Source organism: Flavobacterium sp., from assembly GCF_965277525.1.
Lineage (GTDB): Bacteria > Bacteroidota > Bacteroidia > Flavobacteriales > Flavobacteriaceae > Flavobacterium.
The window spans coordinates 118,435-132,995 of sequence record NZ_CBDIDC010000006.1 but is presented as its reverse complement, the minus strand read 5'-3'; the positions used below and the strand labels follow the sequence as shown (position 1 = coordinate 132,995).

Annotated in this window: 14 protein-coding genes; all 14 read left to right on the top strand. The window is 30.6% G+C overall.

What is annotated here, in order from left to right:
* Complete coding sequence (locus ACQY44_RS15890; protein ID WP_428231311.1) at nt 1-720, top strand: FkbM family methyltransferase; 720 nt, start codon at nt 1-3, stop codon at nt 718-720.
* A complete protein-coding gene (locus tag ACQY44_RS15885) occupies nt 717-1,910 on the top strand; it encodes a glycosyltransferase (protein WP_428231310.1) in 1,194 nt (397 codons plus the stop codon). The genes ACQY44_RS15890 and ACQY44_RS15885 overlap by 4 nt, the downstream gene beginning before the upstream one ends.
* A gap of 5 nt (nt 1,911-1,915) precedes the next feature.
* Nucleotides 1,916-2,992 (top strand): DegT/DnrJ/EryC1/StrS family aminotransferase, encoded by a 1,077-nt coding sequence (locus ACQY44_RS15880; RefSeq protein ID WP_428231309.1) that lies wholly within the window; start codon nt 1,916-1,918, stop codon nt 2,990-2,992.
* Nucleotides 2,986-3,630 carry an acetyltransferase gene (locus ACQY44_RS15875; protein ID WP_428231308.1) on the top strand — a complete coding sequence of 215 codons (645 nt, stop codon included), beginning with the start codon at nt 2,986-2,988 and terminating at the stop codon, nt 3,628-3,630. Before ACQY44_RS15880 ends, ACQY44_RS15875 begins: the two co-directional genes overlap by 7 nt.
* 2 nt (nt 3,631-3,632) lie before the next feature.
* Nucleotides 3,633-4,619 (top strand): glycosyltransferase, encoded by a 987-nt coding sequence (locus tag ACQY44_RS15870; RefSeq protein ID WP_428231307.1) that lies wholly within the window; start codon nt 3,633-3,635, stop codon nt 4,617-4,619.
* Nucleotides 4,616-5,548 carry a glycosyltransferase family 2 protein gene (locus ACQY44_RS15865; RefSeq protein WP_428231306.1) on the top strand — a complete coding sequence of 311 codons (933 nt, stop codon included), beginning with the start codon at nt 4,616-4,618 and terminating at the stop codon, nt 5,546-5,548. The genes ACQY44_RS15870 and ACQY44_RS15865 overlap by 4 nt, the downstream gene beginning before the upstream one ends.
* The gene (locus ACQY44_RS15860; protein ID WP_428231305.1) at nt 5,541-6,473 is read left to right on the top strand and encodes a glycosyltransferase family 2 protein; all 933 of its coding nucleotides are present in this window, start codon (nt 5,541-5,543) and stop codon (nt 6,471-6,473) included. Before ACQY44_RS15865 ends, ACQY44_RS15860 begins: the two co-directional genes overlap by 8 nt.
* A 41-nt stretch (nt 6,474-6,514) precedes the next feature.
* Nucleotides 6,515-7,441 carry a glycosyltransferase gene (locus tag ACQY44_RS15855; RefSeq protein ID WP_428231304.1) on the top strand — a complete coding sequence of 309 codons (927 nt, stop codon included), beginning with the start codon at nt 6,515-6,517 and terminating at the stop codon, nt 7,439-7,441.
* A 71-nt stretch (nt 7,442-7,512) separates the two neighbouring features.
* The gene (locus tag ACQY44_RS15850; RefSeq protein ID WP_428231303.1) at nt 7,513-8,709 is read left to right on the top strand and encodes a glycosyltransferase family 4 protein; all 1,197 of its coding nucleotides are present in this window, start codon (nt 7,513-7,515) and stop codon (nt 8,707-8,709) included.
* Between the two features lie 64 nt (nt 8,710-8,773).
* Nucleotides 8,774-9,844: a glycosyltransferase family 2 protein gene (locus ACQY44_RS15845; protein ID WP_428231302.1), complete on the top strand. Its 1,071-nt coding sequence runs from the start codon at nt 8,774-8,776 to the stop codon at nt 9,842-9,844.
* Nucleotides 9,845-9,846: 2 nt separating this feature from the next.
* Nucleotides 9,847-11,001: a glycosyltransferase gene (locus ACQY44_RS15840; protein ID WP_428231301.1), complete on the top strand. Its 1,155-nt coding sequence runs from the start codon at nt 9,847-9,849 to the stop codon at nt 10,999-11,001.
* Nucleotides 11,002-11,081: 80 nt separating this feature from the next.
* Complete coding sequence (locus ACQY44_RS15835; protein ID WP_428231300.1) at nt 11,082-12,248, top strand: cytidylyltransferase domain-containing protein; 1,167 nt, start codon at nt 11,082-11,084, stop codon at nt 12,246-12,248.
* Nucleotides 12,235-13,110: an N-acetylneuraminate synthase family protein gene (locus ACQY44_RS15830; RefSeq protein ID WP_428231299.1), complete on the top strand. Its 876-nt coding sequence runs from the start codon at nt 12,235-12,237 to the stop codon at nt 13,108-13,110. The genes ACQY44_RS15835 and ACQY44_RS15830 overlap by 14 nt, the downstream gene beginning before the upstream one ends.
* Nucleotides 13,111-13,159: 49 nt before the next feature.
* Nucleotides 13,160-14,557, top strand: coding sequence for a UDP-glycosyltransferase (locus ACQY44_RS15825; RefSeq protein WP_428231298.1), 1,398 nt, complete (start codon nt 13,160-13,162; stop codon nt 14,555-14,557).
* The last annotated feature ends 4 nt before the right edge of the window (nt 14,558-14,561 follow it).

Here is a 14,561-nt window from a genome sequence, read left to right as displayed (position 1 = left end):
ATGATAAATAAAGTTTTAAATAAGCTTGGACTAATTTTATTAAGAAGATCATTTTACAATAGTCATTTTAGATTAAAAAATGAATTTTCTCCCCTTTCCCAACTTTTCTATAAAACATTACATGACGATTTTTTCTTTGTTCAAATTGGAGCAAATGATGGAATTAGTTTTGATCCCATTTATAATCTGGTAACTAAAGAAAAGGTTAGTGGTATTGCAATAGAGCCAATTCCTGATATTTTTAAGCAATTAGAGAAAAATTATAAAAATCATCCTAATGTAAAGCTTTTAAATTTTGCAATACATAAAGATCAAAGTGAAATGAAGTTGTATAGAGTAGATCCTCACAAAAAAGATTATCCAATCTGGACAAAAGGTACACCATCATTTAATAAAGATCATCATAAGCTTGGAAATATACCGGAATGTGATATTGTTGAAGAAATAGTAAAGTGTATTTCTTTTAATAAATTAATAGATAAATATTCTATAAAAAAAATAGACCTCTTACAAATTGATACTGAGGGATATGATTTTGAAATTATTAAAATGATTGATTTTAATCAAATTGCTCCTCGAATAATTTCGTTTGAGCATGGTATGCGTCAAGGTATTACAAATATGGCACAATTTGTAGAATGCCAAAATTTATTATTTGAGAATAATTATAATCTCATAATTTTAGATAATGATGCAATTGCATTTAAGAAAGATATATGAAGAAGAAAATATTAATTATTCCTTCCTGGTATCCTAACGTGAAAAATGATATTGTAGGATCTTTTTTTCAAGAACAAGCAGCATTTTTGTCAAATAATGGATATGATATTAAAGTTTTATACGGAAATGTTACAGGCATTGGTTATATTAATTATTTTAAGCAAAGAGTAAAAAATATTTTTTCTTCAAAAGAGCCTATGCTTCAAACAAACTATTTAGTTCAGAAGCCAGAGGCATTTTCATTTTCTATATTAAAATTATACAAATGGAATGAAGAAAGAATTCATGAGGAAATTTGTTTGCAGTACACTAGTGCTTTTACAGAACTTATAGAAGATGGCTGGAAGCCTGATATAATACATGCACAATGTACTGTAGACGGAGGCATTATTGCTAGTCATTTAGGCAACGTATTTAAAATTCCATATCTAATTATTGAACATCAAGTATTTTTATTACATCGCTATTCAAAATTTAAACAGCAGCTTATGATAAATTCTTTACAGGGTGCAAATAAGGTAGGTGCTGTTAGTAATCATCAGAAAAGATGCATTTTAATGAATTCAATCAATTGTGATCCTTACGTCATTTGGAATTTTATAGATGAAAATAAGATACAAATGAAGCCAGCAAAATCGGATTTAAAATTTAGAATTATAACTATATCCTATCCAAGTTTTATTAAAGATATGGATACTTTTTTTAAGAGTATTGAGCGTTTTTCTAAGGTATATAATGCTGATATAGAAATAGTAGTAATAGGAAATGATTCATTTGATGATCTCAATAATGCAAACACTATTGTTTTTGAAAATTTAGCAAAAAAATATAATGTATATGCAAAATGCATTTTAATACCATATCTGTCTAGAAATGAAATTTCTGAGGTTTTAAATACTGCAAATGTATTCATATCAACTAGTATTGCTGAAACTTTTGGAGTTGCTGTAAGAGAAGCTATGCTATGCGGGGTTCCGGTTATAGTAACAAAAAGCGGAGGAGTTGAGGATGGTGTAAGTGACAAAACAGGAGTGAAAGTTGATATCGGAGATTACCAGGCTATTTCAGATGCTTTAGTAAAAATAAAAAATAATGAACTAAAGTTTGATTCTGCTTATATTAGAGATTTTACAATTTCACAGTGTGGAAGAAATTCTTTTTTGAAAAAAATGAATGATTTTTACGCATGATGAAAATGATTAACGTAACCAAAACCTTTCTTCCTCCTTTAGAAGAATACAACAAGCAGATAAAGCGGGCTTGGGACAATGAGTGGCTCACCAACAGGGGAGAACTTGTTTTAGAGCTTGAAGAAAAATTAAAAAAACACTTAGAAGTCTCAAATATAATTGTTACTAATAATGGTACAGTACCTTTACAAATTGCTTTAAAATTATTAGGTAATAATGGAGAAATAATAACCACACCATTTAGCTATGTGGCTACTACAGCTGCAATAATTTGGGAAAAGTGTACACCTGTTTTTGTAGATATACATCCAGAATATTTAACCATTGATGAAACTAAAATAGAAGCAGCAATCACACCCAAAACTACGGCTATATTAGCAACTCACGTTTTTGGCAACCCATGTAATGTTATTGCGATCGAGTCTATTGCAAAAAAATATAATTTAAAGGTCATTTACGATGCTGCCCATTGTTTTGGAGTAAAGTTTAATGAGCAATCTATTTTTGATTTTGGAGATATAAGTACGTGTAGCTTTCATGCAACAAAGTTGTTTCATACCGGAGAAGGTGGCGCTATGTTTACTAGTGATTTAGATTTGAAACATCAATTGTTTTATTCTCATAATTTTGGACATAATGGCCCGCTGGATTTTCACGGCTTAGGAATTAATGGTAAAATGTCTGAACTACAGGCGGCAATGGGATTAGCTGTTTTTCCTTATATGGATAAAATAATTGATGAAAGAAAACGAGTGGTTAATTTTTATAATGATAATCTTGATTTTTCAAAAATACAGTCTGTTAAGATAAGAGAAAATACAAACTGGAACTACAGTTATTATCCTTTGATTTTTGAAACTGAAGCACAATTACTTCAAACTCAAAAACTATTAAATGAAAATGAAATTTTTCCACGACGTTATTTCTATCCTTCGTTGAATACTATTAAGTATGTAAATGGATGTGATATGCCAATTTCTGAAAGCATTGCATCCAGAATTATCTGTTTACCTTTATATATAGGATTAAAAGAAGAAGAACTTTTTAAAATAATTACAATAATCAACAGTATAATATGTTAATTGTAGGCGCAAAAGGTTTTGCTAAAGAAGTGTTAGAGATACTTCATCAATTAAATCAACTAGACAATTTGGTTTTTTATGATGATGTCAATGCGGAGGTAAAAGGTAATTTATTTGATCAGTTTTCTATTCTAAAAACTACCCAAGAGGCATTATCATACTTTACAACAACTGACAATAGATTTACGATAGGAATTGGAAATCCAGTTTTAAGAAAAATAATATATGATAGATTTATTGTTTTAGGTGGTGTTTTTACTTCTACAATTAGTGAATCAAATATTGGAAATTATGATGTTTTTATTGGCACAGGAAGCAATATCTTATCAGGTGCTACAATTTCGAATAGTGTAAAAATTGGTGTAGGGGCTATTTTATATTATAATTCTATTATTACACATGATTGTGTCATTGGTGATTTTGTTGAATTATCACCAGGAGCAACTATTTTAGGAAGATGTAAAGTAGGCGACTATTGTCAAATAGGTGCAAATGCCACAATTTTACCTGATTTAAATATTGGTAAAAATGTTATTGTTGGTGTCGGAGCTGTAGTAACTAAAGATATTCCTGATAATTCTTTAGTTGTAGGAATACCGGGTAAAATTATTAAGCAATTAGAGCCACTGCAATTTTAAAAATGAATCAAAATCTAACCGTAAGTGTTTGTATGATTACGTATGGTCACGAGAATTATATTCGTGAAGCTATAGAAAGTATTTTAATGCAAGAATGTGATTTTGATGTAGAATTGATTATTTCTAATGACTGTTCTCCGGATAAAACACATTTGATCATTCAGGATGTTTTAGAAAATCATCCTCGAAAATCCTGGATTAAATATTTCAATCAAGATAAAAATTTGGGTATAATGCCTAATTTGTTTTTTGCTCTGGAACAATGCACCGGAAAATATATTGCAATGTGTGAAGGAGATGATTATTGGATCACTGAAAACAAACTCCAGAAACAAGTCGATATACTCGAACAAAATCAGGACGTTGGACTCGTATATTCTAATATAAAACAATACATTCAAAAATCAGGACAACTTATTGACATTCAGGCTAGATTTGTACAAAGTCAGAAGGATGTGATTCCAGAAATGTTAAAAAGTAAATTTGTTGAATTTGCCACTACCGTTTTTAGAAAAACAATTCTGGAACAAGTAATTCAGACACTAAAAAAAGAACTGGAAGGAAAAGTAATAGGCGATACACGAATTATTCTCGAAACGGTATATATTTCAAAGCTGTATTTCTTAAACGAAGTAACTGCGGTATACAGAATACTTGAAGGAAGTGCCAGTCATCCCAAACAAATAGATAAATACATATTTGCATTAAAAGATACCTATTTTTCCAGAAAAACTTTCGTAGAACGAAATAATTTGAACAGAATTTGGTTGTCAGATTCTATCTGTAACACGAATAGAGGATTAATAAATACCGCTTTTGTAGCTGCAAAATATTCAGATGCTTTAAAGTTGCTGCAGAATGTATTAATTTTAGAAGTCTTTAAATATTGCAGCTGGACCGTTTTCAGAAGAAAAATGAAAGCGGATATCTGGGTAAAGCTTTTTTTATCATTAGTTGGCATAGGATCTTTAAGACAGAAAATGAGATGAAAAAAAAACCTCTTGTTAGTGTTTGTATGATTACTTATAGTCACGAAAATTATATTCGGAAGGCTATTGAGGGAGTTTTGATGCAAGATTGTAATTTTGAAGTAGAGCTGATTATTTCCAATGATTGTTCTCCTGATAAGACAGATGTAATAGTTCAGGAAATTTTAGCAAATCATCCTAAAAAATCATGGATTAAATATTTCAGGCAGGATAATAATTTAAAAATGATGCCTAATTTTATTTTTGCCCTTAATAAATGTTCAGGAACTTATATCGCATTATGCGAGGGTGATGACTACTGGACTGATCCTTTAAAACTTCAAAAACAAGTTGATTTTTTGAATGCAAATCAGGATTTTGTAATTCATAGTGGCAATGCCATTGAGCTGACAAATGATTTTAAAAGTAATGAAAAACCAATCCTAAAAGGAAATGTTGATGACACATTTACTTTAAAAGATTTCCTGACTCACAATAATATTATAACATGCACTGTAATGTTTAGAAATGTTGTACTTCAATTTCCGGATAGTTTTAAGCGAGTAACATTTGGAGATTGGTTTTTGTATGTTATTCTCATGCAAACGAGTAAATTAAAATCATACAGATCAACAGAATTATTTTCAGCATATAGAATTCATGAGGGAGGCGTAATGTCTAACTTAAGTAAATTTGATTATTATAATACACACATATTTCAAATTATTTCTATTCATAATTATTTAGGAAATAAAAACGTATGGACAAAACAATATAATGTCTTAAATGACTTTTATATTAAAAAATTCAGATTGGCATTAAAAGAGAAATTGTATCTGGAGGCTTTAAAAACAATGATAAATAATTTTAGCCATTGCACATTAAAAATGCCGATCAGGAAATATCTCAGTGGCTTAAAATATAATTATTTAGCTACACGCGATGAGTAAGGAATTGGTCTCCATTATTATACCTTGCTTCAATCAGGCTCAATATCTGGATGACGCATTGCAGTCTGTTTTAAATCAATCATACAGTAATTGGGAATGCATTATAGTTAATGATGGAAGTACTGATTATACTGACGAAGTTGCTAAAAGATGGTGCAGACTGGATAATAGATTTAAGTATTATCATAAACAAAATGGCGGGCTAAGCAATGCAAGAAATTTTGGACTAGATCGTATAAAAGGAGATTATATTCAATTTTTAGATTCCGATGATTATTTAGATAAACTAAAGCTGGAAAATGCTCTAAAGTCTTTTAATTTATTAGAAAATAAAGATTTAAAGATCGTTATCTCAAACTTTAAGATGTTTGATGAAGATATTAATACTCCTTCAGGTCCTTATTGTAATTTAAATCCGGGTCTTTTTAATTTAGAATCGGTTTTATATCAATGGGACGACTTATTTACGATACCAATTCATTGTGGCTTTTTTGAGTCTTCGCTTTTTAATAATTTTAGATTTCCTGAAAATTTAAAAGCAAAAGAAGATTGGGTAATGTGGGTGAGCCTGTTTCAAAAAACAAATAAAATCCTTTTTAATAATGATTTTTTGGCTTTTTATAGAAGAAATCAAAAAAGCATGACTAGAAATGAAAATCTATTCCCTGATTTTATAAAAGCAATTGAACATTTTGGTACCATACTTAGCAATGAAGAATATAATAAATTATCTGTTGTTCTGATCTCAAGATTTTATAAATCAAGTTTGAATTATAAATTCAAACTCGGTGTGTGCAAAGATTCAAATACATACAAACTGGGTTTTTTCTTTAAGAAAATAGTACTAAAAATGGGAGTTTTATCAATTGCTAAAAAACTATTTGAAAGATTCATCAAGTTTAAATTTATTTCAGATAGGCTTTAGCTTTTCTTTAATGGTATTAAAAATAGATATAGAACGATTTAATGATAAAGGAGAAAGAAGCATATAACAACAGCAATATTATGGTTAGTATTTTTATACTTACCTACAATCAGGAACACTATATTGCCCAGACGATTGAAAGCATTCTGAATCAAAAAACAAATTTTTCATTTCAATTGGTTATAGGAGAAGATTGTAGCTCTGACAGAACCAGAGCTGTATGCGAAAAATTTGCCGGTAATTATGGTAATAAAATAAAATTACTGCCAAGTCCTGAAAAGAATATCGGGCTCATCGCAAATTATATACGTACGATAAAAGAATGTGATGGAAGATACATTGCAATATGCGATGGTGATGATTACTGGATTGATCCTTTAAAACTTCAAAAGCAGGTTGATTTTTTAGAAAATAATTTAGATTATTCAATTGTTCACACTGCTTTGAAATTCTTATATCCAAATGGTGATTTAGATGTTTTTTCTGCTCCCGACAATTTATATTACAATGAATTTAAAGACTTGATTTATTCTAATTTCATTTTTTCAGTTACAGTACTTTTCAGAAATATACAATTTAATGAGCCGCTTCCTCAATGGCTTGAGCAATACTCTTATGGAGATTGGCCAACTTATCTGTGGACTATAAAAGATGGAGGCAAAATACATTATATAGAAGATATTACCGCAGTTTACAGGAAAAATATAGGCATATCATACAAGCTGAAAGACTGGTATAGTGATGATTTGAATATTAGAAAAAATATCTTAAGCGATGTTCATTTCAATAAACATACAGAAATTATATCGAAATGTATTTTTGAAAAAGAATGTGGCTTATTTTTAGCTTATAATCGGGATAAAAAATTAAAAGAAGCCTTTAAATTATTCATTCAGTTGTTAAAAAAAGAGAAAGGAAAATTATCTTTGACCAAATTGTATTTACATTCCTTAAAGAAAGCTTTTTGAATTAAAATAACTGCAAAATGCTTTTAAAAAAAATATAATTATATGTAAATGAGTTTGTTAAAGAAACAGGTGTGAAAAAAAGATTCAAAAAAAATGCAAGAAAAACAGTAAACCTTTTTAGTACGCTATATTATTTACTCTTATTCTGTTTTTTTGAAAACAGAAAAATAGCAAAATCTAATATTGTGTTCTTTTTTCCGGTTTATCATACCGGCGGTGCAGAAAGAGTTCACTTAAATATAGTTAAAGCAGTTCAGGGAAAGAGAAGTTGTGTGCTTTTTACACAAAACTCCAATACAACAAACTTTTTAGCAAGTTTTCAGCAACATTCAGAGATAATTTCGATAAATAAAATTATCTCCAAAAAAAATAAGTTTCTTATTGAAATTTTAAAAAGAAAAATAATTAAATCACTTAATAAAAATCATCACCTTGAAACGATTTTTGCATCAAACGCAACTTTTTTTTATGAATTATTACCCTTTCTAAATCAAAAAATTAAAAAAATAGATTTAATTCATGCTTTTTCATTTCCAGATCCGGGTATTGAGGATGATAGCATTAGTTATGTTGAATATCTGGATTACAGGGTAGTTATAAATGAAAAAACAAAACTAGATCTACTCAATCAGTATAAATCAAATAGGATTAATTCAAAATATGAGGAAAGAATCGTAAAGATTGAGAATGGGATCGAAATGAGTAATTATGAATTTTGTTCTAAGGATATTGATAAAATTAAAATTGGCTTTGTTGGACGTTGGGCGCATGAAAAAAGACCTGAATTATTTCTTCAAATTGCAAAAAATGTAATCTCGATTTTTCCTAATGTCGAGTTTCAAATGTTAGGTACAGGAATGAAAAGCAATAAAAAAAGTATTGATGCAGCAGCAGTTGTGTTTTTAGGAGAGATAACCAATAGAGATGCTCTGAGAGCAGTTTACAAGAATATGACTTTTCTATTAATTACGTCCAGCAGAGAAGGATTTCCAATGGTTATCATGGAGTCAATGGCATACGGTGTAATACCAGTAACAACAAACGTGGGCGGAATAAGTGAGCACATTATAAATGGAGAAAACGGAATAGTAATTTATGATGACGATGATGATGAAACAATTGTAAAAAGTTTTACCAATACTATTTTGACGTTAATAGATAATAAAGAAAAAATTAAAAAAATATCCGGTAATGCCTATTTATATGCGCACTCCAATTTTCAAATTAAAAAATTTAATGATAACTACCAGAAGTTGTTATTTAAATAAAATGGGATCATTAAGTTGTGTCAAGGAGCAAATTTTTGTAAAGAAATAATAGATTGTTTTTAAAATGATAACAATTGCAATAACATACAGGAATAGAGATTTACAAATAGTTGAAAATTGTTTGAATTCTTTAAAAAACCAATCTAATACATCCTTTAAGGTTGTTCTGGTAGACTTTGGAAGCGAAGATTCCTATGCCTCTTCTTTAATTAAATTAACGCTTAATTACCCTTTTGTACAACTTATTTCCTGTGCGGTAAAAAAACAACTCTGGAACAAATCGCGGGCAGTAAATATTGCTTTGCAGCAATGTTCTTCTGATTATTTTTTTGTTGGTGATATCGATATGATTTTTCATCAAAACTTCATCGAAAAATTAGATCAGCTTAAAAATCAAAATGAAATTACTTATTTTCAGGTCGGTTTTTTAGATCAGAAAGAATCAACAGAAAAGAAATCTTTTCACGAATATAAAATCAATCATCTTTCGGGTAAAGATGCAACCGGAATGACATTGTATCCTGCAACTTTACTAAAAAGCATAAATGGATACGATGAGTTTTATCATGGCTGGGGAGCAGAAGATACAGATGTACACTTTCGTTTACATAATAAAAATGTCAGGGTTAATTTTTATACCGATGAACTATTTATTTTACACCAATGGCATCCCAAGTCCTACAGAACAAAAAGCAGTCAGGAGCCTTTTCACCGTCAGCTGGAAAAGATAAATCATAAGTATATTCAGCAAATGCAAATTAATAAAGCAATTGAGGCAAATACGCATTTAGATTGGGGAATATTACCATTACAGGAGACATACTCCTGTTTGCATGCTCCGGCCTACACGTTCTCCATTACCAATGACAAAAATGATATTGAAGCATTTTTATCTGGAACACTGATAAATTTAAAAGATGTCGTAATAGATGTTACCATAGTAAAGCATTTGTGGTATAAAAGTTTTAAAAATGAGGTTAAAAAAATAACAGGCAAAAAATACTATCAATTTCTATCATTAGATGCAGTAAACGATGCTGTTTTACTCACTATAATTTCTTCCTTACGAAACCAACCTTATGAGTATGAATATTCAGTTCAGGGACAAACTATTAATTTAAAAATTAAATTATAGTTATGAAAATTCTAATGGTTTCAATGGCTTCGCAACATTTTTTTAAGTGGGTAGAACAGCTGGAAGAAGCAGGAAATGAAGTCTATTGGTTTGATATTTTAGACAGTAAACAAAAAGCGGCAAGAATAAGTTGGGTCAATCAAATTGTGGGATGGAAATTACGATGGGATTATCCGGGACGCTTTTATATTAAAAGTAAATTCCCAAGCCTTCATAGTTTCATTGAGCAATTTAATGATAGAAATACAGCAAGAATTTTTGAGCAAAAATTGATCGAAATTCAACCCGATTTAGTGCATAGCTTTGAAATGCAAATTTCCTGCCTGCCCATTTTGGAAGTGATGGAGAAGCACTCTGCTATAAAATGGGCCTATTCGTCCTGGGGAAGCGATATGTTTTATCCGGAAAAAATAGGAATTTCTAATTTTTTAATGCAAAAAACATTAAAAAGAGTTGATTTTTTAATTACAGATTGTTTTAGAGATTACAAAATTGCTATAGAAAAAGGTTTCAACAATATATTTTCGGGAGTTTATCCGGGTAATGGAGGTCTGGAATTTAAAAGTGAATTAATTCTTCCCGTTTCCTCCCGAAAAACAATTTTAATAAAAGGGTATAATAATAAAATAGGCAAAGGCATTACTATCATAAAAGCCTTGACAAGTGAGATTTTATTCCTGATCAAAGACTATGAAATTGTTGTTTTTGGAGCTGATCAGGAAATTAAAGATTATATAAAAAATAACAGTCGGTTTGTGAATGTTATTATTAAGGTATACCTCAGATCAGAGTTTGTCGAAAATAATGAACTGATGAAAATAATGGGACAAAGTTACATTTACATCGGCAATAGCTTATCAGACGGATTACCCAATTCTTTAATTGAAGCAATGGGTATGGGAGCTTTTCCTATTCAGTCTAATCCGGGAAATGCAACAGCAGAATTAATAGACGATGAACAAAACGGATTACTCATCCAGGATGCATTAAATCAGGAACACATTGAAGAGCTGCTAAAAAAAGCAATCCTAAATCCTGGTAGGATCGAAAAAGCTTTTTCCTTTAATATTATTTCTGTAAAAGAAAAATATGACAGAGAAAGTAACAGACTTAAGATCGTAGAATTGTACAAATCTATTGGGGGAAATAAAAATTAGATTAAATTATAGCATAACAAATAATTTTAAGAATACTGGAAATAAAAACATTTCTTTATAAATTGATAATATAATTTGCAATGAAAAAAACAGGAATTATTCCGCTTCGTAAAGGCTCTAAAGGAATCGTTGGAAAAAACAAGAAAAAAATGTTAGGGCGTCCGCTATTTTCATGGGTTTTGACTGCTGCTATTTTTTCAGAATTAGATGAAGTTTATGTATTTACGGATGATCAGGATATAATTGATTTTGTAAAGAAAGAATATCACTGGACACCAAAGGTTAAGGCACTTTTGCGTAATGATCAAAATGCATCAGATACCGCTTCTACAGAAAGTGCTTTGCTGGAATTTGCCGAAAGTGTAAAAAATGATTTTGATTTATTGTGCTTGTTACAGGCAACTTCACCGATGACCGCTTCGGAAGATATAAACGCATCATTAAATGAAATTCTTATCCATAACAAAACTTCTGCATTAACGGTTGTAAATACACATCGTTTTACCTGGAATAGTGATGGGACGCCGCAAAATTATGATGTTTTCAATAGACCAAGACGTCAGGATTTCGAAGGTTTACTGATCGAAAACGGAGCAGTTTATACCACTACAAAAGAAGCTTTTTTAAGTTCAAAAAACAGAGTAAGCGGCACAATAGGACTGGTAAAAATGAATGAAGAATCTCTCGTTGAAATCGACAGTTTGTCTGATTGGGAAATTATAGAAAATCTGCTGGCGGATCGTCAGAAAAAAAAGAAAATACATCAGCGAATCGAATATTTGGTATTAGACGTTGATGGTGTTTTTACAGATGGCTGTGTTTACTATAATGTAGAAGGCGAAATGGCGAAAAAATTTGACATGCGCGACGGAATGGGATTAGAAATAATCAGACAAAACAATGTTGAGGTTATTGTCCTGACTTCAGAAAATTCTGATTTAGTGGCACAACGTATGAAAAAATTGCAGATAACGCACACTTTTTTGGGGGTTAAAGATAAGTTTTCCTTTTTAACGCAATTTCTTTTAGAGAGAAATAGTAGTTTTGGCGCCGTTGCGTACGTAGGTGACGATGTAAACGATTTAGCAAATATTTGCAGCGTAGGCTGGTCATTTACTCCTTCAGATGCAACTGATACTGTAAAAGCAAATGCTGATTACATCTTAACAAATGCTTCCGGAGACGGGGCAATAAGAGAAACGTGTGAAATTTTATTAAAATACAATAAACGTTATGAAAAATTATAAAAAACCTTATGTTATTGCTGAAATTGGCTGCAATCATAAAGGTGAAATGGCAATCGCCAAAGAATTAATTAAAATTGCTAAAATCTTTGGAAGTGCACATGCTGTTAAATTTCAGAAACGTAATAATAAAGAACTTTTAACAGAGGAACAATATTATGCACCGCATCCAAATGCCTCAAATTCATACGGGGATACCTATGGAGAACATAGAGAATATTTGGAGTTTGACGTAGATCAGCATCGCCAATTAAAAGAATACTGTGAAGAAATAGGAATTACATATTCTACCTCTGTTTGGGATACTACATCGGCAAAAGAAATTACGTCGTTAAATCCGGAGTTTATTAAAATTCCTTCTGCATGCAACAATAATTTTGATATGTTAGGATGGCTATGCGAAAATTATTCCGGAGAAATTCACATTTCAACCGGAATGACAACAAAAGATGAAACCGATATTTTAGTTGCTTATTTTACCGAAAAAGGAAGAAACAAAGATCTGGTATTATACAATTGTACTTCTGGATATCCTGTACCTTTTGAAGATGTTTGCTTACTTGACATCAATTTGTTAAAACAAAAATATGAAGGCAAAGTAAAACATATTGGTTTTTCAGGACATCATTTGGGTATAGCTGTTGATATTGCCGCTTACACTTTAGGAGCTCATATTATCGAAAGACACTACACAATCGACAGAACATGGAAAGGCACAGATCATGCGGCATCTTTAGAACCAATGGGTTTACGCAAACTTTCCCGTGATTTAAATGCGGTTTATCAGGCTTTAAAATTTAAAAATTCAGACATTCTTCCTATTGAACAAGTTCAAAGAGATAAATTAAAGAATAAAAAAATCTAATACTGAATGCTGTTTTACAGTTTTGTAAACATTGTTTTTAATAAAAAAAATGAAAAAAAAGATATTTATTTTTCTGCCGGATGGGGTGGGACTGCGTAATTTTGCTTTTACAGGTTTCAAAGAAATTGGAGAAGAAAAAGAGTACCAAATCGTGTATTGGAATAATACTGTTTTTTCTTTAAAAGATCAGTTAGGTTATGATGAGTTGAAAATTGAAAATCATAAAACACATCCTTTAACGCCTATTTATTCCAGAATCAGAAAACATACAGAACTCAATGTTTCTCAGAAAAAATTTAACGATAAGGTCTATGAAACCTATAAATTCCCTTTTAATTATACCGGTTTAAAAAATATTTTAACCACCTTATTCATCAAGCTATTAATTGGTTTTAATTCTTCAGAAAAAGGAATTTTAAGAATAAGAAAACGCATTAATGCGCTCGAACGTTCGACCACAAAATATCAATATTGCAAAAAACAATTAGAAGAGAACAAGCCTGATTTAATTTTCTGCACCACACAACGCGCAACGCAATCGATTAGCGCACTATTAGCAGCTAAAGATCTTAATATTCCAGTAGTTGCCTTTGTATATTCCTGGGACAATGTTCCCAAAGCCATGCAAGTGGTCGAAGCCGATTACTATTTTGTCTGGAGCGATTTAATGAAGGAAGAAATCCTGAAATATTACCCTTTTGTAACAGCATCTCAGGTTTTTGTAACGGGAACTCCGCAATTTGAACCGCATTATGATAGCAGTCTGTTTAAAAGCAGAGAAGTCTTTTTTAATGAAAATAATTTAGACAGCTCGAAAAGATACATTTGTTTCTCCGGAGATGATGAAACAACATCTCCTCTCGATCAATATTATCTTGAAGATTTAGCGATTACGGTACGAAACTTAAATGCAAAAGGCGAAAATGTAGGTATTATTTATCGTAAATGTCCTGTAGATACCACAACACGTTATGAAACGATCCTTAATTCTTATCAGGATGTTATAGCAGTAATAGAGCCATTATGGAAACCGGGAGGAAAAAACTGGAACGAAATTTTGCCAACCAAAGAAGATCTTGCCTTATTGCATAATGTTTGTGCGCATTCAGAATTGGTAACAAATGTGTGTTCTTCAACTGTATTCGATTTTGTTGCACATGATAAACCGTGTATTTATTTTAATTACGAACAGCCACAATTAAAAAAAGGCATCAGAGATATAGGTCAAAATTACAAATATGTTCATTTTAGAAGTATGCCCAGTCCGGAAGCGGCAGTATTTTGCACCAGTAAAATAAATCTGGAAAATCAGGTAAAGCAAATCTTAGATAAAAAATTATCAAATGTTCCGGATGGTAAAAAATGGTATGCAATTGTTGCCGGAAAAAATCCAACTATGGCATCTGAGAAAATTTGGGATAGTATTGATTCAATAGTAAAACGATAAATTA